The sequence below is a fragment of the Mesorhizobium sp. WSM4807 genome (assembly GCF_055811615.1).
On record NZ_JBVVQY010000009.1, the window covers coordinates 160748 to 185785 of the forward strand.

A 25038-nucleotide genomic window follows, 5' to 3' on the forward strand; every position below is an offset into this window, starting at 1 on the left:
GATCGCGCCTTTCAGCAACGACGAAGCCGCGGCCTCCCTCAACCGACCCCCTCTGTCGCCTTCGGCGACATCTCCCCCTCGAGGGGGGAGATAGCGCTTCGCCGTACTCTTACTTCGCCGGCTTGTACCAGCTGTCGAGGCCGTCCTGCAGTTTCTTGGCGGCAGCTTCCGGCGTATCGGTGCCGTTGATGACGTTAGCCGATTCAACCCATGTCTCGTTTTCGAGGTTCGGCGTACCGCGGCCCAGGATCTGGTAAGTCGAGCGGATCGTCGACTTGCACTTGTCGCGCCAGGAGACGAATTCCTGGGCCAGCGGGTCTTCCATCTTCACCGGCGTGTTGTTCAGGCTGAAGAAGCCCGGCAGCGCGTTGGCGTAGATAGTGGCAAAATCCGGCGAGGCGACCCAGGACAGGAAGGTCTTGGCTGCATCGGCATTCTTCGACGCCGCATTCAGACCCATGCCGATGTCGGTGTGGTCGGAGATGTAGCAAGTGTCGCCGGCCTTCTGCACCGGCGGCGGGAAGGCGCCCATCTTGAACTGGGCTTGGGTGTTGAACAGCGCGATCTCCCACGAGCCGGCAGGGTAGATGGCGGCGCGGCCAAGCGTGAACAGGTTCTGGCTGTCCGGATAGGTCTGTGCCTCAAAGCCGTCGCCGAGATACGGCTTCCATTTGGCGAGTTCGGCAAAGGGCGCGACCCACTGCGGGTCGGTCAGTTTTTGCTCGCCCTTGATCAGCGCGGTGCGGCCTTCCTCGCCCTTCCAGTAGTTCGGGCCGATGTTCTGGTAGCCCATCGTCGCGGCTTCCCACAGATCCTTGGTGCCCATCGCCATCGGGATGTAGGTGCCGTCGGCCTTGATCTTGTCGAGCGCGGCGTAGAACTCCTCATTGGTGGTCGGCACCTTGATGCCGAGCTGGTCGAAGGCGTCCTTGTTGTAGATGAAGCCGTGGATGACCGAAGCCATCGGCACGCAGAATGTCGCCTTGCCGTCGTCGGTCTGCCAGGCCGACTTGGCGACGTCGGAAAAATTCTCCATGCCCGGCAGCGCCGACAGATCGGCGAGGTTGCCCTTCTTGAAAAGTTCCAGCGACTTGTCGAACGGGCGGCAGGTGATCAGGTCGCCCGCCGAGCCGGCGGCGAGCTTGGCGCCGAGTGCGGCGTCATATTCGGTCGGTGCCGACGGCGCGAACACCACCTTGATGCCGGGGTTCTTGGCCTCAAAAGCCGGGATCAGCTTGTCCTTCCAGATGGCAAGGTCGTCGCCGCGCCAGCTCTCGATGTTGAGCGTTACGTCCTGGGCATAGGCCATCCCGGCAGAGCCGAGAATGCTGGTGCCGAGAAGAAGTGCCGTCAGTAGTTTCGTTGTCATGCTCAGTCTCCCTGTTGACCTTTTTCAGGTTCGGTTTTGAGAACAGAGGCTTTCTGCCTCATGCTCCCCTCGATCGCGGAAAGGGCCGGGCGCAGCTTGTGGCCGGTCCCTTCCAGTATCTTCTCGGCAGCGTCGGCGTTGGCGGCGCCGGCGGCGAGCAGAATGGCGGTCTTGACGACGCCGCCGCTCTTCTCGAGCAGGCGCGCCGCATCGTCCCTGTCGCGTCCGCTGATGGCGGCGACAATGCGTGCCGCGCGGTCGCGCAGCTTGACGTTGTCGGCCATGAGATTGACCATATAGCCGTCATGGACATGGCCGAGATGGATGGCGGCCAGCGTCGACAGCATGTTGAGCGCGATCTTCTGGGCGGTGCCGGCACCCAAACGCGTCGAGCCGGCGATCAGCTCCGGCGGCGTTTCGAGCAGGATGGCGATATCGGCCAGCCGAAGCAGCGGCGCATCCTTGTTGTTGGCGATGGCGATGGTCGCCGCACCCCGGCGCCTGGCTTCCTCGATCGCCCTGACGGCATAGGGCGTCGAGCCGCTGGCCGAGACCGCGATCAGGCAGTCGCCCTCGCCGATGCCGGCAGCGGCGACCGCTGCCAAGGCTTCCTCGGTGTCATCCTCCGGCCCGCCGGCCAGTGTTTTGAAGGCGTCGTCGCCGCCGGCGATCAGGATGGCGATACGGTCGCGCTGAATGCCGAAGGTGCCCGGCAGTTCCAGCGCATCGGCCAGCGCCATCAGGCCCGAGCTGCCGGCTGCCGCGTAAGCGAGCTTGCCGCCGCTGTTCAGCCGGCTGGCGATGATTTCGGCTGCTTTGGCGATGGCGGGAATGGCTCCGCGCACCGCCTTGGCGGCCTCGATCTGCGCGTTGGCCAAAGAGGAAAGGATGGCGTCCGGAGCCTGGATGTCCAGCCCCTCGGCATTCTGGTGAAGCGCTTCGGTGCGCGTTTCGGCCATCCGCTTTCCCTCCAATCCAGAAAACAATACCAAAAAAATACCACTTGTCCACACGCATTAGCGACTTCCCTGCCAAGAAATCGCTGTTCAGGCAAAATGCTGTGGTTTTTCAATCAAATACGCCTTAATCTTTTTGAAACAGAAATTAATCCTTGGCTATTGGTATTTTATTGGTATTATTCGCCCGGAGGAGAAATCGCGTGAAATTCGTGCTTGGCATCGATGGCGGCGGCACCAGCTGCAGGGCGGCCCTTGCAACAGTGGAGGGCACCGTCATTGGCTGCGCCAAGAGCGGCGCCGCCAACATCCGCACCGATCTAACCGGCGCCAGGGCCAACATCGTCGACGCTGCGCGGCAGGCCTTTGTCGCCGCCGGACAAGACCCCGAACTGATCCCGCAGACCCCGGCCATCCTCGGCCTCGCCGGCGCCAATGTCGGCACCTACAGGCAGCAGCTCGAAGCAATCCTGCCGTTCAGCGTCAGCCGTGTCGAGACCGACGCCGAGATCGCCCTGGAAGGCGCGATCGGCTCCGGCGACGGCGCCATGGCCATCCTCGGCACCGGCACCGCCTATATGGCGCGCAGACAAGGCAAGTCGCGCGCCATCGGCGGCTGGGGTTTCCAGGTCGGCGACCAGGGCAGCGGCGCCCGCATCGGCCGCGACCTGCTCGAACAGACGCTGCTCGCCTATGACGGCATCCGCCAGGGATCGCCGCTGACGCAGGCTATGCTCGCCATCTTCCGCGACAATCCCGAGGATTTGGTCGAGTTCACCACCAATGCCAAACCCGGCGATTTCGGCGGCTTCGCGCCGAAGGTCTTCGACCATGCCGAAAAAGGCGACATGGTCGCCAACTGGATCCTCGACAAGGCGGTCGCCGATGTCGAGGCAGCACTTGGCGTCCTCGATCTCGGCGGCGACGATCCGCTGTGCCTGCTCGGCGGGCTGGCGCCGTTTTACGCGCCGCGCCTGTCGTCGCGCTACCGGGCGCTGCTGAAGCCGCCGCTCGACGATGCGCTGGGCGGCGCGGTGCAGATGGCGCTCCGTGTCTTCGCCAAAGCGGCGGAGGCAGCACGATGAGCGAGGCCGCCGACCAGATTTTCGCCACGCTGAAACAGTCGTCGCAAAGCGGCGCGCCACTCTATCTGCAGCTCAGGAAGAGCATCGAGGACGCGGTCAATCGCGGCTTGATCGGGCCGGGCGACGCGCTGCCTTCCGAGCGCGACATCGCCAGCAAAGCCGACATTTCGCGCGTCACCGTGCGCAAGGCGGTGCAGGATCTGGTCAAGGGCGGCATCCTCGTCCAGCGCCACGGCTCCGGCACCTTCGTCGCGCCGCGCATGGAGCGCGTCGAGCAGTCGCTGTCGCGGCTGACATCCTTCACCGAGGATATGGCGCGGCGCGGCATGGCGGTGCGTTCGGCCTGGCTCGACCGCGGCCTCTATGCGCCCTCGCCGGACGAGATGATGGTGCTCGGCCTGTCATCGAACGAACTGGTGGCGCGGGTGGCGCGCCTGCGCATTGCCAACGATACGCCGCTGGCGATCGAGCGCGCGGCACTGTCTGCCAGCGTGCTGCCCGACCCGGCGGCGATCGGTTCCTCGCTCTACGCGGCGCTTGAAACGACGGGGCTGCGGCCGGTGCGGGCGGTGCAACGCATTTCCGCCGCCAATCTCGGCGACGACGACGCGCGGCTGCTCGAAGTGCCTCCAGGTATTGCCGGCCTGCACATCGAGCGTATTTCCTATCTGGCGAGCGGCAAGGTGATCGAATTCACCCGCTCCATCTACAGGGGCGACGCCTATGATTTCGTCGCCGAGCTCCGGCTGAGCGGGCCGGGCGAAGAGGGCCGGCCATGAGCGCAGTAAACACCCAAATGGGGATTACCCATATGCGGCGCGAGATCGAGGAGATCCCGGAAGCCACTGCCCGCCTGCTCGACGGTTCGGCGGCGGTGCTGACCGAGGCCGGGCGCGGCATTCGCGAGCGCGATCCGCATTTCATCGTCACCGTGGCGCGCGGCTCCTCCGACCATGCCGCCACCTTCATGAAATATGCCGTCGAGCTGACCGCTGGCCTCGCCGTCGCATCGATCGGTCCGTCGATCGCTTCGATCTACGGCGCCAAGCTCAAGCTGGCCGGCTCGGCCTGCCTGGCGATCTCGCAATCGGGCAAGAGCCCGGACATCGTCGCCATGGCGCAAGCCGCCAGAGCCGGCGGTGCCCTGACCGTCGCCATCACCAACACCGCCGATTCGCCGCTGGCGCGCGCCTCCGATTATGCGATCGACATCCTGGCCGGCCCGGAACGCAGCGTTGCGGCGACGAAGACCTTCGTCAATTCGGCCGTCGCCGGCCTCGCCTTGATGGCGCATAGCACCGGCGACGATAAGCTTCTGGCAGCACTTGCCCGCTTGCCGGAGCATTTTCGCAAGGCGATCGCCTGCGACTGGATGGCGTTGGCCGGTGCGTTGGAGACGCCGAAATCGCTGTTCATCCTCGGTCGCGGTCCGTCCGCTGCGATCGCCAATGAAGCGGCGCTGAAGTTCAAGGAAACCTGCGCCATGCATGCCGAGGCCTATAGTGCTGCCGAAGTGATGCATGGCCCGCTGGCACTGGTCGGGCCCGATTTTCCGGTGCTGGCGCTCGCCGCCCGCGATGCTTCCGAGCCATCGGTTGCCGAGGCTGCCGACGGCCTGGCGGGCAAGGGTGCGGCGGTTTTTGTGACCTCCGACAAGGCGACAAGCGCTCAGCACCTGCCGCATGTCGCCACTGGCCATCCGCTGACCGACCCGCTGGCGCTGATCGTGTCCTTCTATGGCTTCGTCGAGGCCTTTGCCCGTCATCGCGGTCTCGATCCGGACACGCCGCCCAATCTTCACAAGGTGACGGAAACCATATGAGCGACCGTTTTGCCCTGACTGGCGCCCGGATTTTTGACGGCGACGACTGGCACGACGACGCCGCCCTTGTCGTGCGAGACGGTCTCGTCGAGGCCATCGTTGCCACCGGAGCCGTTCCGTCCGGCGTCGAGCGTATCGAAACCGGCGGCGGCATGCTTGCGCCGGGCTTCATCGACCTGCAGGTCAATGGCGGCGGCGGCGTTATGCTCAACGACCATCCCGACGTCGCCTCTATCGAAACTATCTGTCGGGCGCACGCGCCGTTCGGTACAACCGCGCTGTTGCCGACGCTGATCACCGACACGCCTGCCATCACCGCAGCGGCGGTTGCCGCCGGAGCGGAGGCCGCAAGGCAAAAGGTGCCTGGCTTTTTGGGCCTGCATCTCGAAGGCCCGCATCTGTCGATCGCCCGCAAGGGCGCGCATGACCCAGCGCTGATCCGACCGATGCTGGATTCCGACCAGGCGATGCTGATTGCGACGCGAAAAACCCTGCCGGTGCTGCTGACCACGATCGCGCCGGAATCCGTCGACACCGTGCGCGTTTCGGGGCTCGTCGAGGCCGGCATCGTCGTCAGCCTCGGCCATTCCGACACCGGCTATGCCAAGGCGCGCGCGTTCGCCGATGCCGGCGCAACAATGGTCACCCATCTGTTCAACGCCATGAGCCAGATCGGCAACCGCGAGCCGGGGTTGGCGGGTGCTGCCATCGATACAGGCACATTGTTTGCCGGCATCATCGCCGACGGCATCCATGTCGATCCAGCCACCATGGCCATCGCTTTGCGCGCCAAGCAGGGCCCGGCAAAAATTTTCCTGGTCACCGACGCCATGGCGACGATCGGCACCGACATGACGTCGTTCACGCTGAACGGCCGCACCGTCTACCGCAAGGAGGGCAGCCTGCGGCTTGCCGACGGGACGCTGGCGGGCGCCGACCTCGACATGATCTCCGCCGTGCGCTTCGTCCACCGTGTCGTTGGACTGTACCTGTCGGAGGCGCTGCGCATGGCTTCGCTTTATCCGGCGCAGGCGATCGGCCAATCACACCGGCTCGGGCGGTTCGCCAACGGCACCGCCGCCGATATCGTTGCGCTGTCGGACGAATTGGACGTCAAGGGCGTCTGGATAGAAGGCGACAGGGTTTTCGAGGCCGGTGTCGCAAAGGGCGCCTAAGGTATCAGCCAATTCGGCCCGCAGCCTGAAGCGGGTGGGTTGCTCATATGTCCCTCTTGTCCTCAATCCCCTGAGCTTGCGCCGGAAGCCGCGGCGCGGCCCGGTCTCGCCGGTTCGGGAGCAGGCGGCGCACGGCGGGCGCGGCCGCCACATCGTTCCTGGCGGCGAACAGCTCGTGGTTCTTCTCGATGTCGTCGAGCTTGTAGCGATAATTGACCATCAGGCCATGCGCCTGACGCAGGGCGCGGGGCGACAGGTCGCCGAAAAGGTCGATGCGCTCCAGCCGCGCGCCATTGCCGAGATGGAACCGGGCGACCGGATCGATCACCTTGCCGGAAGCGGTGCGGGCTTCGAGGAAATACTGTGCCGCAAGAGGAAGCAGGGCCTGGCCCGCGCGGTCGCGCGCGGCAGCGTTCGCATGCCAGCCCTCGTCGGCGACGAGGTCTAACACTTCGGCGGCGGAGGGGATGGTTTCAGCCTGCTCGGCCAGCCAGCGGGCAAAGCCCGGCACCGGGGACAGCGTGACGAAATCGGTCAAGCCGGAAAGGTCGCGGCGCAGGTCCTCGACCACCTGCTTGATCAGGAAATTGCCGAACGAGATGCCGCGCAAGCCCTCCTGGCAGTTGGAGATGGAATAGAATACCGCCGTCGTGGCCTGCCGTGGCTGCACCAGCGGCCGCTCGTCGGCAAGCAGCTCGGCGATCGTCGTCGGCATCGCCCGGGTGAGCGCGACCTCGACGAAGATCAGCGGCTCGTCGCCGAGTTGCGGATGAAAGAACGCATAGCAGAGCCGGTCGTCGGGTTCGATCCGGCGGCGCAGATCGTCCCAGGTGTGGATGGCGTGCACCGCCTCGTAGCGGATGATCTTTTCCAGGATGTTGGCCGGCGTCGACCAGTCGATCCGCCGCAGCACCAGGAAGCCGCGGTTGAACCATGACGACAGGAGGTGCGTGAAATCGGCATCGACGATGGCGAGATCGGGCGATGTGGGCAGCCGGGTAAGCAGATCCTCGCGCATGCGCACCAGCGTCTCGATGCCGCCGGGCGCCAGGTTCAGGCGGCGCAGGAGCTCCTGCCTGGCCGGCTCGGCGGCGGCGTGCAGGGCAAGTGCCGAGCGATCGTCAGGCTCGGCGCGATAGGCATCCACCGCGGCGGCAAGCTTGGCATGATCAGTGCCGAAACGATCGCGCAGCACATGCAGGAAAGCCAGCCTTCCGTCGGCGCCGAGGGTGCGCCAGCGCTCCAGGATTTCCCTTGCATAGGCGACGCCCGATGCCTCGCCCTGACTGGAAAGCAGACGGGCGCACAGACGCGCCAGGCTGTCGGCTGAAACCGGCTCGTCACCGCGAACGAGGTTCAGCATCATCCGGCCGCGATCGGCGATGGTGTTCAGCAGGTCAGCGAAGAAAGGGCTGCGGTTCATCGATCCGACCGTCGAAGAGGAGCCTGCGGGAAGGTCCAGAGAGGCAAGAGGGTGAGACAAAGAATATGGATGTAGTTTCTGATATACCAACAAAATTGCCAAAAATGGACAAAGACATTTTTGGCTGGGGGACCGCATGTCACGAGCACAAGCGCACCAGCGTCGGCCAACGAATTCCTGACCGGCTGAAGAGACGGCGCGTTCTGATAACGACGCCGGCAGCGTCAGCCGGCAGCCCGGTCGGCCGCTGTCCTGATCGCCTCGATGTTCGCCCGATAGGCTTCGACGCTGCCGCCCTTGAAGATGGCTGCACCGGCGACCAGCACGCTGGCGCCGGCGGCGGTGACCAAAGGTGCTGTTTGCGGCGAGATGCCGCCGTCGATCTCGATCCGGATCGGCCGATTGCCGATCAGCGCTTTCACCCGCTTCACCTTGTCGACGAGCCCCGGAATGAAGGCCTGGCCGCCAAAACCCGGATTGACGGTCATGATAAGGATCAGATCGAGCCGGTCGAGCACATATTCGATCGCCGTTTCCGGCGTCGCCGGGTTGAGCGACACGCCGGCCTTCTTGCCGAGGTCCCTGATCGTCTGCAGCGAACGGTCGAGATGCGGCCCGGCCTCGGCATGCACCGTCATGCCGTCGCAGCCGGCTTCGGCGAAGGCCTCCAGATAGGGATCGGCCGGTGCGATCATCAGATGGGAGTCGAAGAAGGCCTTGGTGCGGTTGCGGATCGCCTTGATCACCGGCGGACCGAAGGTGATGTTGGGCACGAAATGCCCGTCCATGACGTCGAGATGGATCCAGTCGGCGCCGGCCGCCGCTACCGCCTCGACCTCGTCGCCGAGCTTCGAAAAATCCGACGCCAGCACAGATGGCGCGATCAGGGTCTTGTGAGCCATGTTCGCTTCCCGTTCTTGGCCCGCCTTCGCCTACCGCATCGGCCCGAAAATCGGAATCGATTTTCGGAAACACGAAGCGAAGATTCAAAGCCTTAAAGCGTACTTTGTGCGTCCAAGTGGACGCACGTCGCTCTAATTGTCTCAGCGCCGCTTGTCGACAGGAATCCGGCGCCGATGGGTTGTTGCACAAAGATGGGTTGTTGCACAAAGGAGAGAGGCAGCGTCGGCCACCTCTCTCCCTGTTCAAGCGTCGCGATTTCAGTTCACCGGATGCCGCGGCCTGGCCGGTCGTGGCAGTAAGACCTTGCCGCTGCCTTTACTTCACTTTTTGCAGATTGGGTTTTTTCACAGGTTGCTTGGGCCCGCAGTGTCCACGCACCAGTTTTTCGGTTGCCCGGCAGGCGGTGATGATCAGCGGGTTCTTAACGCATGCCTTGCCCACCAGATGATAGCCGCGCTTGCAGTCGATAATGATGGGGGGCTTGCGCACGCATCTCCCGTCGATGCGCTGTTCGTTGCGCTTGCACCTGTCGGCGATCACTGCATTGGGCACGCATTTCAGGCCGACCTCATGGTAACCGGGCAGGCAGTGGATGCTGACCCCAACGCACTTGCCGTTGATACGCTTTTCGGTGCTGCGGCAGGCAGCCACGAGCGGCCTGTCGACGCATTTGCCACGGATCAGCCTCTGGCTCGGCAGGCATGTGCGGCCGGCATCGATGACGATCGGCGGAAGTTGCGGTTTGCCGGGATTGGGTCGCGTATCGACCGCCAGACCATCGGCATGCGGATCAAAATTGCGCTTGATGCAGGTAAAATCCTCGTTGCTGTTGTCGACGGTGGCGATCGAACCGTTCTGCTTGATCTCCTGCAGGGTGCACTGGATCGAGCGGGTTCTGACGATGCTGAGCTCGTGTGCGGCACTCGCCTTGAACACACCGCCATCGTTGAAGGCGGCCGTCGTGCCGGTGAAGAATGCGCCGTTCGAGCAGCTGATGCGGTAGTGAAACGCACCCGGCGCATCGCGTTCGACCTCGAACGCCACCTGGCCCTTGCGCGGGCAGAATTTTTTGAAGCCAGCGCTGTCCGAGACAGTGACTTCTCCCTGCCAGTCCGAATGCGCCGGCGGGTTTTCGGGGTTGTCCTGAGGTGCGTCGGTGAAGCCGCCCCCGCCCGCGCCGGTGCAATGGACGGTGATGTCCTTCCAGCCGTCAAATGGTTCGAACGGACCGTTGCCGATGATCTCGGTCTTGTATTGGAAGTAGGCGGTGGCGCCGACATCCTCCCATTTCTCATAGGTGGCGAAATAGCCATTCTTGGTAGCGTCGTATGACGCCCACGCCTGCTGCACCTCGGAGGTGATCGGCCCGTCGTTCTTCTGGCGCCAGATGCGCATCGACACAGGCCCGGCCTGGTTGGCCTGCGCCCGGCTCGTGACCTTCAACGACGGGCAGACCGTACCGGGCGTCGAGCCGGTCTGGTTCGACTGGTAGGTGGTCAGGAACAGCTTGACATTGTCCACGTCGAATTCGCCGAAATCATTGGCGACGTCCTGAACCGGCGGTTTGATGACGGGGTCGCAGACAACCTGGACGTCGAACGATCCATGCTCGGCATAGTGCGAGTCGTACAGCGGATGGGGCCAGCTGCCGCCCTGGGCCTCGCTGACCGCATTGTCCATGTCGAGCGCCGTGTCGGTCAGTGCCGAGAAGCTCGCATGGAAGCTGTGCGTGAACGAGTAAGACTTTGTCGGCCCATCGGGCTGGAGGTGCTGGTTGCACCTGGCAATGATCTGGTCGCCGTAAGGCACGACGGCGATACCGGTGTCCGACGACAGCGGTATTATGGAGGGATCGAAGTAGAAATTTTCCTGATGATCGTAGTCGCGGCTGACAGGTGACGTGCTCCAGATCGGCGGAAACGCGCCGCACTGGCCCGGTCCACAAACGCCGAGCGCCACGCCGACATCCTGCACATAACCTGGCCACCGTGTGTTGAGCTTCATGTGGCCCCAGAACTGGACGTTGCCGCTCTTAAGCGTGTCCCATTTTTGCTTGTCGCTCGAGCCGACATGGATCGTCGTGTTGGCGCTCTCGGTGTTGAATGACATTGACTTGATGTTCGCCTGCTTGGCGAAGGCCGGCGTGGTGGCGAGCGCGGCTGCGATCAGGGTAACGGTCGCCGCCGTATTGCGCAAAACATGTTTGGTTGAAGACATCTTCTCTCTCCCTGAAATGTTCCTTCAGGGAGTTTGTCGCCGACTGCAGCGATTAGGTTCACACGGCGGCTGAAACACGTCCGACCAACACCAAAACCCCGCCGGATTGCTCCGGCGGGGTTTTGGTGTTGCGGTCGAAGATTACGGCTTGTTACGCGCCGGATCCCTACTGGAGAGCCCGCGGCCTGCGCCTCGGCTGCTGCAAGATGTTCGGGTTCAGCAACAGGTTCGGATTGATCTGCAGCGTCGGCGCCCTGCGGATAGGGTTGCAGTCCGGATACTGTCCGACTGTCCCGACCGGACAGAGCCGCTTGATGATCGGCTGGCACCGGCCATTGATCAGCCGTGAGCCAGGCGCACACTCCACCTGCGCCCGGCGGCATGCGCCTCTGATCACCTCGGTCCCGCGCGGGCAGACACAGGCGCCGCGCTTGTTGTGAATCTGGCCGCGGGTGGTGCACTGTTCAACGGTCGGCTTCTTGACGATCGGCACGCAGGCCCTACCCCTCAGTTCCGTCCGTCTCGGGCAGACGCAATCGCCGCTCTTGGTGCGGATCTGACCGGGCAGCAGCTTGCACAGGCGTGCTGGCGGCTCGTCGGTCGACACGCACCTGCGGTTCTCCAGCTCGGTTCCGCTCGGGCAGACGCAACGCCCGTCGGAGGTCCGGATCTGGCCCTTGAGCAGCACGCAGCGCTCCTTCGGCTTCGGTATGATAACCGTGCCGCCACCCGACGAGCACTGGCCGTTGCGGAAAGTGGTGCCTTCCGGGCAGACGCACCGGCCGGCGTCGTTCATGACGAGATCTGCCGAGCACTCCTTCTGCACCTCATTCTTGATGGTGAAGGGATGGCAGGCATAGGCCTTGCCGCGATCGCCCTGCACGTTGGTCAGGTCGCGGGAGAGCACTTCGCCCGCACCTCGCACCGGCGTGTGGGGCGACAGCACGCCGACGCAGTTCTGGCCGCTGACGGTGCCCTGCAGATTGGCCAGGCGGCCGTCGTCGGGAATGATCACGGTCACACGGTGAACGTGGCTTTCCCCGGCGCCGAGCGTCAGATTGGCGATGCAGGATGCCGGCAAGGTCGCCGGTTCCGGCGCGCAGCCGAAGGGCGGGTCGATCAAGGTGATCGCAACGCCTTCCAGCCGGCCAAGGCCTTCGACGCCGATCGCATCACCGATGCGAACCGGACCGGAGAAGGCGTTTTGGCCATCGTTCGCGATGGTGATCTCGAATGAGCATCGCCGGCCGATCCGGCACTCGGCATCACCAGCCTTCTCGACACGGATGGTCGAGGCACCGCCACCCTTGGCGCAGGCCCTGCCGATCGGATAGACAATGTCGTCTCCTGGCGCCGGGCCGTAGAAGCCGCGTGCGCAGTTCTCGAACACGCCATTTGCTGCAACCGTCACATCGAAGTGGCGGCTGGTTCCGGGCGTCATGACGGCGCCGGGAATCTGGCACGACAACGCATTGGCCGGAACCGGTCCGCACGTCCATTCCGCGCCGTCAGGGGTGATGGTCTGGATCGGGACGGGCGCGCCTCCGGCCACCAGCGCGGCGGCATCGTTGACCCGCACCGGACCAGTTGGGGCAGTGGTGCCGGTGCTGATGACGGTGATGCGGCAGGTGACGGCGACAGCACCGGCCAGCGAGCCGCTGCACAGCTTGGTGATGCGAATGGCCGGCTTGCCGCCATCACCGATGCGTTGCTTGGCGCAGCCCCGGTTGTTGGTGAGGTCGTTCTCACCGGGGATGGCTTTCACCTCGGCGCAGTTCTCGACGGTGTCCGGACGGTAGCCGGGCGGCATCACCGCCTTGACGAAAATCGGCGTCGAGGCGCCCGGCGAGAGCACGATGCCGGCATTGTCGCAGCGGAACTGGCCGGGACCGTTCGGTCCGCATGTCCAAGGCGGGGTCGGCCCGAAGCTCGACGATGCCGGCGCGCCGCCCGGATAGGTGTCGGTGACCGTCAGCGGCCCGTCATAGAGGACGCTGCCGTTGTTGATGATGTCGATCACGAAGGTGCAGACACGATCGGCCGTGCAGACCGGGGTGCGGGCACGCTTCTTCAGGATCAGATCGAGCTTCTTTTCCACCGGCGGCCGGCAGTCGCGGTCACGGTCGCCACGCCGGCAGATCGGAATCGAGGCGCAGCCGCGGTCGTTTTGCTGGCTGCCGAACAGCGGCTTGCCGCTGGCCCCATAATTATAGGCGGCGCAGTTGCGCAAGATGCGGCCCTTCCAACCTCCGGCCGGCTTGAAGCCGAGCTTGAGGTCGACGGAGGCACCCGGGTTGAGCGTGGTCACTGGATGGGTGCATATCATCGGGGTGGCCGCCGGCGCACAGGCCCAGGGCGCATTCGGTCCTGAATCGAGAGTGGAGCCGGCCGGCAGCGTTACTTCGTCGATAACGATCTTGCCGTGATACGGCCCGGCGCCGACATTGGTGACCCTGATGGTGAAGTCGCAGTCGCCACCCATCGTGCAATGCGGAACGTCGGCGCGTTTTTCGACTTTCAGATCCGGCTCCCTGTCCTTGGGCGGACACCTCTGGTCGCGCGGAATGACGATTTCGATTGTCTGCGTGCAGCACAGGCCCCAGCCCTCTTCCGGGCCGGCATAGGTTTCGATTCCGGTGACGATGAGGTGGATGACGTCGCCAGGTGAGGCACCGACGATCTTCCAGTCGAGCACACCGCCGCCCGCCGGCGCCAATTGCGTGTCGGGGATGATAGTGATGCCTGGTGTCGTCGTCGAAAGCTGCACCCATTTGCCGCCCATCTCGGCGCCGACCGGCATGTGGTAGATGAAGGCGCCGCCGCCGGGTACGCAATCGACCGTGCCGCGTTCCACCTTGAAGCATTCCCGGTCGCCGGGAGGTGGAGGCGGCGGGCTGCATTTGGTCAAGTCGATCTTGATCGAGGTTTTTTCGCCGGTGAGGAAATTGCCGTCGTCCGGCTTGGCCGGATCCTGCGACGGGATGATGGTCCCGGTGCCGGGTCCGACCGTCAGCTTGATCATGCCCTGATTGTCGACGATCGCCGGCGAGGCAAACGCCGCATGGTCGATCCTGGCGGTGATCTGCAAGGTGATGACGCGCTCGTTCGGAGCGCCGACGCCGTCGAGATCGGAGGCTGAGATCCGGAAATCGGAAACATCAGCCGTGTCGTTGGGATTTGCCGACGTGCTGACCGAGGCCCCGGGCAGCGGTCCGCCTGACGCATCCGAGCCGTCGTCGGACACATGCACGCCGACGATCCGCAGGCCATTCGGAAGCTGGTCCTTGAAGTCGATCTTGACCTTTTCCAGCGCGGCCGCGAGGCTCGGGCTGGCAAAAGCTTGCGGATTGCCGCGCAGGCCAAAGCTCAGCGAATATACGACAAAGTCGCAGCCTCGTTGCCTGCCTTTCTTGGTAAGGAAAGGCACAACCCGGCCGGGCCGCGGATTGACGATGCGCGGATTGTCCAGGTCGAGCCCGAAATCCGGACTGGCGGTTACGAGCGGACCGGGATCGGCGGGCTTGTCGAGGTCGGCCTGGCTGGTCTGGGCCGGAACAAGGTCCTGGGCGAAGCCTTGCGCCGGGGCCAGCATGGCGACCGCGATCCCGGCCGCCATCAGCCAGCGCGCGCCGCGCCCGGCGAGTGACAGCGGTTTCATGATCGTCGCACGCGGGGAAAATGCTGAATTGCTCATCTTCCCCTCCTCAACGTTCGCAGCTGACGGCTGGGGTTCTGAGCGGCACGGTCATCTTGCAGCAAGGGAAGTAGCCGCCCTTGTCGCGGTCGGACCGCCTGTAGAAGCAGAGCCCGACATCGACCGTGTCGCCAGGATAATGGCCGGTGATGCCGATCGTGTAAGGCGCGCCGGGAGCATGCGATTGGGGTGAAGTCACGCCGACGCCTGAAGTCCTGGACATTGCCTTGATCGAATCGCCGCCAAAGCCGGCAGGGTCGCGGAGATAGAGTTCGGCCTTGAGACCGGAGGGCGCGCAGAAATACCTGACATCCTCAAGGTCGAGGCAAGGAGGCACGCCGCCGGGCCGCGGAAAATCAGGCGGATAGAAAGGTGGCAGGTAACCGCCGCCCGGTATCTGCTCGTAGTAGCCGGCACGGCCTTCGCAGGGGTGCCAGACCTCGACGTCGCCGACATGACCTTCAACCTCGGGGTCCTCGAAATAACCGTCGAAGTCGACGAACCACGAGCCGAAAGGTGGCACGTTGGCCGGCTTGACCAGCGCCATCGGCGTGATCTGCACGCCGTGCACGGCCAGCGGCCCGCCAAGCTGTTCGGCAAGCCCAGGGTTATCACGCAATTTGTCGCCGGTCTTGACCAGCGTGTCGGTGCAGACGTTCGCGTCGAGGTTGCCGTCGGCGTCATAGCCATATTGCAGGTCGAGGCCGCCGGCCGACCGCCGGTTGCCCTGGGGGAAGCCGACCGCATAGTCCTGCGGCATTTCCACCCAGATTGATTCCGTCGCCGGATCGTCCGGGTTTTCGCGCCAATAGCGGATGACCTCTCCCTTGACGGAATTGGCGAACCGGCTGTAGTCGTGGCGGCTTTCCACCGGGCCGCGCTGGGCCAGGTACATGAAGCCGCTGATATCGAAAGCGATGTCGGTGACGGCGTGGTCCTTGCCGGCCTTGACCGTCAGCTCCCAGCGCGGGTCGCCGGCAAAGCTGCCGTCGCGGGCAACGCCCACCGACCAGATCTCGGCCTTTTCACCGACCGAATAATAGAGCCGGCCGCCATGATAGGCGACGGACCAGACGCGGCGCTCGTCCTGCGTGTAGCCCCAGCTGTCCGGGTCTTCGCTGTCGAACGCAGCGTCTTCGATGTCCATCCCCGTCCCATCGTCGGCAAGCGGGGCCAGCCCGTGCGCCGGGCGCCCGGCAACGCCGTGGTCGAACCTGTCGATCAGGGCGCCGTTGGCGTCGATGCGGTGGATGAGACCGGTGTCGAGGTCGCTGGCGAAGAGCTGGCGGTGGATATTGTCGAAGGTGACGTCGCCGATGCCGGGACCCCTGTTGGTGTCGATGTCGGCGAATTTGCTCACCTGGCCGGTGATGCCGTCGATCTTCCAGATCGTGCCCGGTCCGCCACCGTTCTCGGTGCCGAATTGGCCGTCCATGAAGGTGGCGCCGGCAGCACCGCGACGCTGCCGCTCGGGACGACCGTCCGCATCTTCGTCTGAAGTGACGATGCGGATGCCGTGCAACGAGGTGGCGCCGGCATAGAGGTTCGGAATGCCTGAGGGAGCGCCGTCGCGGACACCGTCGTCATAGGTGATGGCGAACACCAGGCCGATCTGCCCGGCCGTCACTTCGAAGGGCGGCGGCGTGAAGACGAGCTGGCCGGAGGCCGGCCCGCCCAGCCTTGAAACGTCTAAGACGCGCAAGGTTGCGCGCGTCGTGTCGATGAAAGTTTCGTCGAGAGGGTCGACGCCGGGCGGCAGGCCTTCTTCGAAATTGGGAATGACGGTGCCGGAAAATCCGGTCACCGTCATCGAGCCTGGATAGATGATCTGCGTTTGCTGCGCCTGGGCGGCACCGCCAAGCCACAGGGTGGTGGCGAGCGCCAGCGCCAGAAAGCCACTGGTTTGTTGCATCGCACAACGCGAACGGCCAGCACGAGTGCGCATGAACGCGCCGTGGTCGCCAGACATGGAGTTCCCCCCGTGGGCTACGGGAGAAACATCCGGCATTTCCGCGCAAATCAGGGCAAGACGCGGCGCTCCGGCACGTTTTTCCCTGATCGAATTGTCTGCTTTCCTCGTAGTCACGATATGCCGGCACTTACGCAGGGTCAACGGAATCAGCGGAAGGCCTGGCATATCGGCTCCATCCCACAAATGGTGGTCGCGCTGAGTTCCCGGAGACCGCGGAGGCTCTGGATTTCCAGTCATGGGGCTTTCCTTTCCAGGGCCGCACCATGCGGCGCACCTTGGTGTCAGTCGCGAACGGACGCGGAAAGGTTCAGGGGAGCCATGGCCGGAGAAAAGGATGTTGGATGCCTTGCGCAGAATGCTTGCGCGCCGCGCAGCCTGTTCTTATATACGCGCCAAGCCGTTCGACGCCGGAATGCCGGTGGCCGAAGCGGAATTTCTTGTGAACAGGGGCTTTCGCCGGAACGCCTGTACGGGTCCTGAGAGCCTGCTTAGCGGAGAGATTAGAAAAATGGCAAAAGTAATCGGTATCGATCTGGGGACTACCAACTCTTGTGTCGCCATCATGGATGGCAAGGAATCGAAGGTGATCGAGAATGCGGAAGGCGCGCGCACGACCCCTTCCATCGTCGCCATAAACAGCGATGGCGAGCGCCTCGTCGGCCAGCCGGCCAAGCGCCAGGCAGTCACCAATCCTGAAAATACCATCTTCGCGGTCAAGCGCCTGATCGGCCGCCGCTATGACGATCCGGTGACGGAAAAGGACAAGAAGCTTGTCCCCTACAAGATCGTCAAGGGCGACAATGGCGACGCCTGGGTCGAGGCCGGCGGCAAGAAGCAGTCACCCAGCCAGATCTCGGCGATGATCCTGCAGAAGATGAAGGAAACGGCGGAAGCCTATCTCGGCGAGAAGGTCGAGAAGGCGGTCATCACCGTTCCAGCCTATTTCAACGACGCCCAGCGCCAGGCGACCAAGGATGCCGGCAAGATCGCCGGACTTGAAGTGCTGCGCATCATCAACGAGCCGACCGCGGCCGCGCTTGCCTATGGCCTCGACAAGAAGGAAGGCAAGACCATTGCCGTCTATGACCTTGGCGGCGGCACCTTCGACATTTCAGTGCTCGAAATCGGCGACGGCGTCTTCGAGGTGAAGTCGACCAATGGTGACACCTTCCTCGGCGGCGAGGATTTCGACATGCGTCTGGTCGAATATCTGGCGGCCGAGTTCAAGAAGGAACAGGGCATCGACCTGCGCAGCGACAAGCTCGCCCTTCAGCGCCTCAAGGAAGCGGCCGAAAAGGCCAAGATCGAGCTGTCGTCGACGACGCAGACCGAGATCAACCTGCCCTTCATCACCGCCGATGCCACCGGTCCCAAGCACCTGACGCTGAAGCTGACGCGGGCGAAGTTCGAGAGCCTGGTCGAGGATCTCGTCCAGCGCACGATCGATCCCTGCAAGGCGGCGCTCAAGGATGCCGGTCTGAAAGCCGGCGAAATCGACGAGGTCGTCCTGGTCGGCGGCATGACCCGCATGCCCAAGATCCAGGAGATCGTGAAGCAGTTCTTCGGCAAGGAGCCGCACAAGGGCGTCAATCCGGACGAGGTCGTCGCGTTGGGCGCCGCCATCCAGGCCGGCGTGCTGCAGGGCGACGTCAAGGACGTGCTGCTGCTCGACGTGACGCCGCTGTCGCTCGGCATCGAGACGCTGGGTGGTGTGTTCACGCGGCTGATCGAGCGCAACACGACGATCCCGACCAAGAAGAGCCAGGTGTTCTCGACGGCCGAGGATTCACAGTCGGCCGTGACCATCCGCGTCTTCCAGGGCGAGCGTGAAATGGCCGCCGACAACAAGGCGCTCGGCCAGTTCGACCTGGTCGGCATTCCGCCGGCGCCGCGTGGCGTGCCGCAGATCGAGGTCACTTTCGACATCGACGCCAACGGCATCGTCAACGTCTCGGCCAAGGACAAGGGCACCGGCAAGGAGCACCAGATCCGCATCCAGGCGTCTGGCGGCCTTTCGGACGCCGACATCGAGAAGATGGTGAAGGACGCCGAAGCCAATGCCGAGGCCGACAAGAAGCGGCGCGCGCTGGTCGAGGCCCGCAACCAGGCCGAAGCGCTGGTGCATTCCTCGGAGAAGTCGCTGAAGGAATATGGCGAGAAGGTTTCCGAGGCCGACCGCACGGCGATCGCCGATGCGATCACGGCGCTGAAGACCGCGGCCGAAGGCGACGACACGGCCGAGATCGAAGCCAAGACCCAGGCGCTCGCAGAAACTTCGATGAAGCTCGGCCAGGCCATGTACGAGGCTTCGCAGAAGGAAGCCGCGGAGGCTGACGCCAAGGCGGATGCCGCCAAGGACAGCGACGTGGTCGATGCCGATTTCGAGGAAATCAACGAGGACGACGACAAGAAGAAGTCGGCCTGAGCGGCCTGACGGCAGGTTTAGGCGCATGACCCCGAAATCGGAATCGATTTCGGAAAGGATCATGCGCAAAAATCAAAGTGCTACAGCGTCCTTTGCGCGTCCAACAGGACGCGCGGCGCTGTAGTAAAGCCCGGCGCAAAGCCGGGCTTTTTTGCAACTCTGGCCGAAAAAGTGCGGGCCTGATCGAAAAAGTGCGAGCAAGCCCGTGTCAACACTGGCATCCCGGCTCCATCGCACCTAAATCGGAACAGCGTGCCGGCAAACGACGCAACAAGGCTTCAAGACGTTGAATATCCGGACTGCAGGAAAAGATGAAAGCTGATTTCTACGAAACGTTGGGCGTGCAAAAGGGGGCCGACGAGAAGGAGCTCAAGAGCGCTTTCCGCAAGCTCGCCATGCAGTTCCATCCCGATCGCAATCCCGGCGATCATGCCTGCGAGCACAAATTCAAGGAAATCAACGAAGCCTACGAGACGCTGAAGGACCCGCAGAAACGTGCGGCCTACGACCGTTTCGGCCACGCCGCCTTTGAACAGGGCGGCATGAACGGCGGAGCACACGGCTTCGGCGCCGGCGGCTTCGCCGACATCTTCGAGGATATTTTCGGCGACATGATGGGCGGGCGCCAGCGCCGCTCCTCAGGTGGCCGCGAGCGCGGCGCCGACCTGCGCTACAATATGGAAATCACGCTTGAGGAGGCGTTTACCGGCAAGACCGCACAGATTCACGTGCCGGCCTCGATCTCCTGCACGGAATGCTCCGGCAGCGGCGCCAAGCCCGGCACCCAGCCCGTCACCTGCTCGATGTGCAACGGCCACGGCAAGGTGCGCGCCACGCAAGGGTTCTTTTCGATCGAGCGCACCTGCCCGCAATGCCAGGGGCGTGGCCAGACCATCAAGGAGCCGTGCCCGAAATGTGCCGGCCAGGGCCGCGTCACCGAGGAGCGCTCGCTGTCGGTCAATATCCCGGCCGGCATCGAGGACGGCACCCGCATCCGCCTTGCCAATGAGGGCGAGGCCGGCCTGCGCGGCGGCCCGTCGGGCGACCTCTATATTTTCCTCGCGGTCAAGCCGCACGAATTCTTCCAGCGCGACGGCGCCGATCTCTACTGCAAGGTGCCGATCTCGATGACGACGGCAGCACTTGGCGGCTCCTTCGAGGTGGCGACGCTGGACGGCACCCAGACGAAAGTGAAAGTGCCGGAAGGCACCCAGAACGGCCGCCAGTTCCGCCTAAAGGGCAAGGGCATGCCGGTGCTGCGCCAGCACAATGTCGGCGATCTCTATATCCAGACCGCGGTCGAGACGCCGCAAAACCTTTCCCGCCGCCAGCGCGAGTTGCTGGAGGAGTTCGAGCAGCTTTCCTCGAAGGATAATTCGCCGCAGTCGAGCGGCTTTTTCGCCCGCATGAAGGACTTTTTCGAAGCCTTCGGCGAGCGCTGATGCCTATTCTCGCCAATCCGGTGTAGCGTGCAATCAAGGCGAGGCTTCCCTAGCGTCATCAACATCTTATACCGGCGTCCGCCTTGCCTTGGACCCCGTAGCTGCTAAGTAGCCTCTCGGGAGGAGCGTTCAGGAGAACTTTCATGGCACATGGTCCCGGACTGCGAAAGACGCTGGCGGAGAAGTTCGACGACGAACTGAAGTTCTTCAAAGGCTGGATCGACAAGCCGAAGGCGGTCGGTTCGATCGTGCCGACCAGTTCCACCACGGCCCGCAAGATGGCCTCCGTCGTCAACCCGAACTCGGGCCTGCCGGTGCTCGAAGTCGGGCCCGGCACCGGCGTCATCACCCGAGCCATCCTCGCCCAGGGCGTAAAGCCTGAAAATCTCTACGCAGTCGAATACTCCCCCGATTTCGTGCGCCATCTGCGCCAGCTCTATCCCGGCGTCAACGTCATCGAGGGCGACGCCTTCAATCTCGATGCGACACTCGGCGACAAGAGCGGCCTGACCTTCGATTCGGTCGTCTCCGGCGTGCCATTGCTCAATTTCCCGGTCGCCCAGCGCATCGCCTATGTCGAAAGCCTTCTCGACCGCATCCCGACAGGCCGCCCGATCGTGCAGCTGACCTACGGCCCGCTGTCGCCGATCCCGCCCGGCCGCGGCGACTACACGGTCGAGCACTTCCATTTCGTCATCCGCAACATCCCGCCAACACAGCTGTGGATCTATCGGCGCGGGGCGCATTAGGGTGTGCCGATATTCAGGTGAGGCCGGCCTGCAAATGGCAGCTTCCTGCGCTTCCGGTGCTCACGTACTTCAAGTACGCTCCGCTCCGGTTCTCGGAACCAACCTGTTTGGTCGCTTCGCGCCCGTCTTCGACTCCGGCTCGGCCTGACCTGATTTTCAACACACCCTTCGCGCATGTGCCCCAAAGATCGCTTTTTCGATTTTTGGGCCGGTGCGTTGATTTGACCGATCCTTGGCTGTACCTGTCCGGGAACAAGGGTGGCCAATGGCAGTGATCCCAAAAATTCTCGTCTTCGCGGGCTCGATTCGCACTGGCGCCTACAGCGGCAGGACCGCCGATGTGGCGCAGAAGGAACTCGCCCTGCAGGGTGCCGAGGTGACCCGCATCTCGCTTGCCGACTATCCGCTGCCGATCCTCGACGAGGACCTGGAAAAGGAGAAAGGCATTCCTGAAAACGCCATCAAGTTTGCCCGGCAGATCGCTGCGCATAATGGGCTGCTGATCGCGACGCCCGAATATAACGGCTCGATCCCGCCGCTGCTCAAGAACACCATCGACTGGGTGAGCCGGGTGCGCATGGATGGCGGGCGGTCGTTCAGGCCGTTCGCCGGCAAGCCCGCCGGCCTTTGTTCGTCTTCCAAAGGACATTTCGCCGGGGTACGCTGCATCAACCATCTGCGCGCCGTGCTGGTGCGCTGCAAGATGGAGGTGGTGACGCCGGAATGCTCCGTGCCGGAGGGCGGCAACGCCTTCGACGAGGACGGAAATTTCAGGGACGAGAAACTGCACAGATCGATGGAGCACCTATGCCGCACGCTGATCGAAACCTCGCGCATGCTGTCGACGCGGATCGAGGCGTGATCCAGCAACGCGACAGCACCATGCAAGACAGGCTGATCGTCGGCCTCGACGTGCCGACGCTGAAGGACGCCGAGAAGGCGGTGCGTGAGCTCGACGGGGTCGTCTCCTTCTACAAGATCGGTTATCAGCTCGCCTTCGCCGGCGGCCTCGATTTCGCCCGCGAGCTCGCCAGCGGCGGCACCAGGGTCTTCCTCGACATGAAGCTGCTCGACATCGACAACACGGTGGCCAAGGGTGTCGAGGCCATTGCCAGAATGGGCATGACTATGCTGACGCTGCACGCCTATCCGAAGACGATGAAGGCAGCGGTCGAGGCCGCCAGGGGCAGCGATCTCTGCCTGCTCGGCGTCACCGTGCTGACCTCGATGGACGAGCAGGACGTGATCGACGCCGGCTATGAGCATGACCCGCATACGCTGGTGCTGAGGCGCTCCGAACAGGCGCTGCATGCCGGCATGGGCGGCATCGTCTGCTCGGCCGAGGAAGCGGAAGCGGTGCGCCGGATCGTCGGGCCCAACATGGCCGTCGTCACGCCGGGGATACGGCCCAAGGGCAGCGACCATGGCGACCAGAAACGCGTGGTCACGCCGGCGCAGGCGATCCGCAACGGCTCCAGTCATCTCGTCGTCGGCCGGCCGATCGTCGGCGCTGCCGACAGGCGGGCGGTCGCGGAAGCTATTCTTGACGAAATGCGCTCGGCCTAACAATTCGGAGAAGAAGCATGCCCAAGGGATACTGGATCGCCCGCGTCGATGTGCGCGATGCGGAAGGCTACAAGGACTATGTCACAGCCGCCAAACCGGCTTTCGACCGTTTCGGCGCCGTTTTCCTGGCACGAGGCGGTGCGCATGAAAAGGCAGAAGGGCCGGGCCGCGACCGCAACGTGATCATCGAGTTTCCGTCATTGGCTGCGGCGTACGATTGCTATCACTCGCCGGAGTATCAACGCGCCGTGGCGATCCGCCAGAAAGTAGCCGACGGCGAGATCGTGCTGGTCGAAGGGGTTTAGTTCAGCGGCAACCGCCGCCGCGATCAGACCGAATGCATGATGTAAAGCTTGCGCGTTTTCTCATGGATGGTCCATTCGCCCTCCCAGCCAAGCGGCAGGACAAGCAATTCGCCAGCCCCGACATCTTTGGCCGCGCCGTCGGGACCGTGCAGCGTCACGCGGCCGGAGACGATGTGGCAAATCTCGGAATTCGTGTCTCGGCGCGCGGTGAACCGGCCCTGCGAACATTCCCAGACCGACTTCGACTTTGCCATCATCCGAAGTCCAGAGGATGTTGGCTGCTTCCAGCTGATCGCCTTCCACCGAGGTGGGTTTCGACTGGGGCTCACCCAGGTCGATATGCGCCAGGTGGGCGAAGGTCTTGAAGTCGATCATTCCTAAATCCTTGCGGTGATGCGGTTCAGTGGCCGGTGATGCGATCAGCCAGGGCGGCCAGCCGCGATGTCCGCGGCAGCCCCTTTGCAAACGTCGGCCACAATATCGCCCTGCAGTGGCGGTCGATAGCCGGGCACGCCGCCGATGTCGGCATACCAGAATGAAACGTCGCCGTTCTTCTTCACGTCCATTGTTGCGATTTTCCCAGATAGGATTCAGGTCAGCGTGAAATCGGCCTTCTCATCGTCCGCCAACAGCTTCACGTCGCTGCCGGTCGGAACGCAAGCCATTTGTCGAGACCCGATCCTGGGCCGCCGGTGCAGCTGCGACGCGGGTGCTGCTCACTTCGCGGGCGGACTTGGCTGCATGGGTCCGGGCAGCTTCACGCAGGGTTTCTGCTCAAGACGCCGCCAATCAACCAATACGACTCGCAGCGGTCTCGGCCATCGCATCGGCGAGGCCCATCTCCCATCGCGTGCGGCAATAAGCGCGGAAATCGAAGCAGGGCAGGCCGGGGCAGACCTCGAATTCGATGAGATGGACACTGTCGTCAGCTTCGACCCGGAAGTCTATGGAAAACACATCCCGCAGGCCGAGCCCGACCATCAGGCTTTGCGCGATCCGTCGGATCCTTGCATCGGCTCGCGGCTGGTCCGAGGCGACCGGCAGCAGCACCGGCTCGGCATATGTTCCCGTCGCCCTGGCAACCTCGCCGGTGTCGCCGTAAAGCGCCAGGCTGTCCGCCATGGTCTGGAAATCACCGCCAGAATCGACCAATGCGATGCCGAGCGCCTCGACGCCGGTGTCCGGCTTCAGGCCGAGAAAACTCGCGCGCGCATTGCGCCCGGCGACATAGGTCTGCACGACGACATCGTCGCGATAGGCGGCGAAGACGCGCCGGCTAAGCTCCAGCGCGTGGCCGAGATCGCTGCTGCGCGAATCCGGCCAGATGCCGATTTTGGCGCCGAGCCGGTTCGGCTTGACGAACCAGCCGGCTGGCGAAGCCGGTGGCTCGACCAGCCAGCGGCCGTCGCGGGCCAAACCGGATTGCGGCACCGGCAGGCCGAGTGCGCCGAGCACGGCGCCGGAGCGGAACTTGTCCTGGCACAGTGCAAACAGCGCATCATCGGCGCCGAGTGCCTTCAGGCCGTTCAGCCTCGCCAAAGCCGGTGCCGCGCCACCGCGGAAATAGGCGACGCCGTCGGTCAGCGTCCAGACGAGCGTCGTGTCCGGGTCCTCACCGGCAAGCACGCTTGCGGCATCGTCGAGTTCCACCGGCACGAACGACAGACCGCGCGTCTGGCAGGCTGCCGCCAGCGTGTCGAACTCAGGGGCGATGTCGGTCGACTGCGCCAGATAGGAGGCGATTTCGGCGGCGCGCGCCGGCACGTGGCCATCGGCGACCAGCCGGTCGAAGCAGGCCTTTTCCGGCTCGTATACAAGGATCAGCTTCGGCCTGCGGCTTGACATGAGATGCACGATCCCGGGGATGAACGGGTCCTGGCAGCGCGATTGTCTACCATCGCACGGCAGACGCATTCGGCTTTCGCGGAAAACCGA

20 protein-coding genes are annotated in these 25038 nt (G+C 63.9%); 10 read left to right on the plus strand and 10 right to left on the minus strand.

The features are described from left to right. Positions 1-109: 109 nt before the first annotated feature. Together AC0L3N_RS14585 and AC0L3N_RS14590 are read right to left on the minus strand one after the other, a co-directional pair. On the minus strand, positions 110-1369 hold the full coding sequence (locus AC0L3N_RS14585; RefSeq protein WP_473548237.1) for an ABC transporter substrate-binding protein: 1260 nt from the start codon (positions 1367-1369) through the stop codon (positions 110-112). A gap of 2 nt (positions 1370-1371) precedes the next feature. Next, positions 1372-2328, minus strand: a complete 957-nt coding sequence (locus AC0L3N_RS14590; RefSeq protein ID WP_473548238.1) for an N-acetylmuramic acid 6-phosphate etherase — start codon at positions 2326-2328, stop codon at positions 1372-1374. Between the two features lie 200 nt (positions 2329-2528). On the opposite strand from AC0L3N_RS14590, the gene AC0L3N_RS14595 reads away from it, so the two are divergent. From AC0L3N_RS14595 to nagA, 4 genes are read left to right on the plus strand one after another with little or no spacing between them, the layout of a single operon-like run. After that, positions 2529-3410 (plus strand): glucosamine kinase nucleotide-binding domain-containing protein, encoded by an 882-nt coding sequence (locus AC0L3N_RS14595; RefSeq protein ID WP_473548239.1) that lies wholly within the window; start codon positions 2529-2531, stop codon positions 3408-3410. Beyond that, on the plus strand, positions 3407-4189 hold the full coding sequence (locus tag AC0L3N_RS14600) for a GntR family transcriptional regulator (protein ID WP_473548241.1): 783 nt from the start codon (positions 3407-3409) through the stop codon (positions 4187-4189). The genes AC0L3N_RS14595 and AC0L3N_RS14600 overlap by 4 nt, the downstream gene beginning before the upstream one ends. A gap of 32 nt (positions 4190-4221) precedes the next feature. Continuing rightward, a complete protein-coding gene (locus AC0L3N_RS14605; RefSeq protein ID WP_473548309.1) occupies positions 4222-5232 on the plus strand; it encodes an SIS domain-containing protein in 1011 nt (336 codons plus the stop codon). Continuing rightward, complete coding sequence (nagA, locus tag AC0L3N_RS14610) at positions 5229-6407, plus strand: N-acetylglucosamine-6-phosphate deacetylase (protein ID WP_123146050.1); 1179 nt, start codon at positions 5229-5231, stop codon at positions 6405-6407. Before AC0L3N_RS14605 ends, nagA begins: the two co-directional genes overlap by 4 nt. A gap of 43 nt (positions 6408-6450) precedes the next feature. Here the strand turns inward: nagA and AC0L3N_RS14615 are convergent, their stop codons facing one another. The 5 genes from AC0L3N_RS14615 to AC0L3N_RS14635 all read right to left on the minus strand — a co-directional run bounded on the left by AC0L3N_RS14615 (position 6451) and on the right by AC0L3N_RS14635 (position 16556). Beyond that, positions 6451-7830 carry a malonyl-CoA decarboxylase gene (locus AC0L3N_RS14615; protein ID WP_473548242.1) on the minus strand — a complete coding sequence of 460 codons (1380 nt, stop codon included), beginning with the start codon at positions 7828-7830 and terminating at the stop codon, positions 6451-6453. Positions 7831-8054: 224 nt separating this feature from the next. Next, complete coding sequence (gene rpe / locus AC0L3N_RS14620) at positions 8055-8732, minus strand: ribulose-phosphate 3-epimerase (RefSeq protein WP_473548243.1); 678 nt, start codon at positions 8730-8732, stop codon at positions 8055-8057. Between the two features lie 316 nt (positions 8733-9048). Continuing rightward, the gene (locus AC0L3N_RS14625; RefSeq protein ID WP_473548244.1) at positions 9049-10950 is read right to left on the minus strand and encodes an EB domain-containing protein; all 1902 of its coding nucleotides are present in this window, start codon (positions 10948-10950) and stop codon (positions 9049-9051) included. A 166-nt stretch (positions 10951-11116) separates the two neighbouring features. Further along, positions 11117-14644 (minus strand): DUF7929 domain-containing protein, encoded by a 3528-nt coding sequence (locus AC0L3N_RS14630; protein WP_473548245.1) that lies wholly within the window; start codon positions 14642-14644, stop codon positions 11117-11119. Positions 14645-14654: 10 nt separating this feature from the next. Next, the gene (locus tag AC0L3N_RS14635) at positions 14655-16556 is read right to left on the minus strand and encodes a hypothetical protein (protein ID WP_473548247.1); all 1902 of its coding nucleotides are present in this window, start codon (positions 16554-16556) and stop codon (positions 14655-14657) included. 568 nt (positions 16557-17124) lie between these two features. Here AC0L3N_RS14635 and dnaK point away from each other — a divergent pair. From dnaK to AC0L3N_RS14665, 6 genes are all read left to right on the plus strand, one after another. Then, the gene (gene dnaK / locus AC0L3N_RS14640; protein ID WP_473548248.1) at positions 17125-19041 is read left to right on the plus strand and encodes a molecular chaperone DnaK; all 1917 of its coding nucleotides are present in this window, start codon (positions 17125-17127) and stop codon (positions 19039-19041) included. A 311-nt stretch (positions 19042-19352) separates the two neighbouring features. Then, positions 19353-20483: a molecular chaperone DnaJ gene (gene dnaJ / locus AC0L3N_RS14645; RefSeq protein ID WP_095491286.1), complete on the plus strand. Its 1131-nt coding sequence runs from the start codon at positions 19353-19355 to the stop codon at positions 20481-20483. Positions 20484-20626: 143 nt separating this feature from the next. Further along, positions 20627-21232 carry a phospholipid N-methyltransferase PmtA gene (pmtA, locus tag AC0L3N_RS14650; protein ID WP_473548249.1) on the plus strand — a complete coding sequence of 202 codons (606 nt, stop codon included), beginning with the start codon at positions 20627-20629 and terminating at the stop codon, positions 21230-21232. A gap of 265 nt (positions 21233-21497) precedes the next feature. Next, positions 21498-22094, plus strand: coding sequence for an NADPH-dependent FMN reductase (locus AC0L3N_RS14655; protein WP_473548250.1), 597 nt, complete (start codon positions 21498-21500; stop codon positions 22092-22094). A gap of 20 nt (positions 22095-22114) precedes the next feature. Beyond that, positions 22115-22798: an orotidine-5'-phosphate decarboxylase gene (gene pyrF, locus AC0L3N_RS14660; RefSeq protein WP_473548310.1), complete on the plus strand. Its 684-nt coding sequence runs from the start codon at positions 22115-22117 to the stop codon at positions 22796-22798. A gap of 17 nt (positions 22799-22815) precedes the next feature. Then, on the plus strand, positions 22816-23103 hold the full coding sequence (locus AC0L3N_RS14665; protein ID WP_473548251.1) for a DUF1330 domain-containing protein: 288 nt from the start codon (positions 22816-22818) through the stop codon (positions 23101-23103). 23 nt (positions 23104-23126) lie between these two features. On the opposite strand, the gene AC0L3N_RS14670 is transcribed toward AC0L3N_RS14665, so the two are convergent. The 3 genes from AC0L3N_RS14670 to AC0L3N_RS14680 form a co-directional block, all read right to left on the minus strand. Continuing rightward, the gene (locus tag AC0L3N_RS14670) at positions 23127-23357 is read right to left on the minus strand and encodes a cupin domain-containing protein (protein ID WP_473548252.1); all 231 of its coding nucleotides are present in this window, start codon (positions 23355-23357) and stop codon (positions 23127-23129) included. A gap of 165 nt (positions 23358-23522) precedes the next feature. Then, on the minus strand, positions 23523-23669 hold the full coding sequence (locus tag AC0L3N_RS14675; RefSeq protein WP_473548314.1) for a hypothetical protein: 147 nt from the start codon (positions 23667-23669) through the stop codon (positions 23523-23525). A gap of 223 nt (positions 23670-23892) precedes the next feature. Then, positions 23893-24948 carry a D-alanine--D-alanine ligase family protein gene (locus AC0L3N_RS14680; RefSeq protein ID WP_473548253.1) on the minus strand — a complete coding sequence of 352 codons (1056 nt, stop codon included), beginning with the start codon at positions 24946-24948 and terminating at the stop codon, positions 23893-23895. Positions 24949-25038 lie beyond the last annotated feature (90 nt).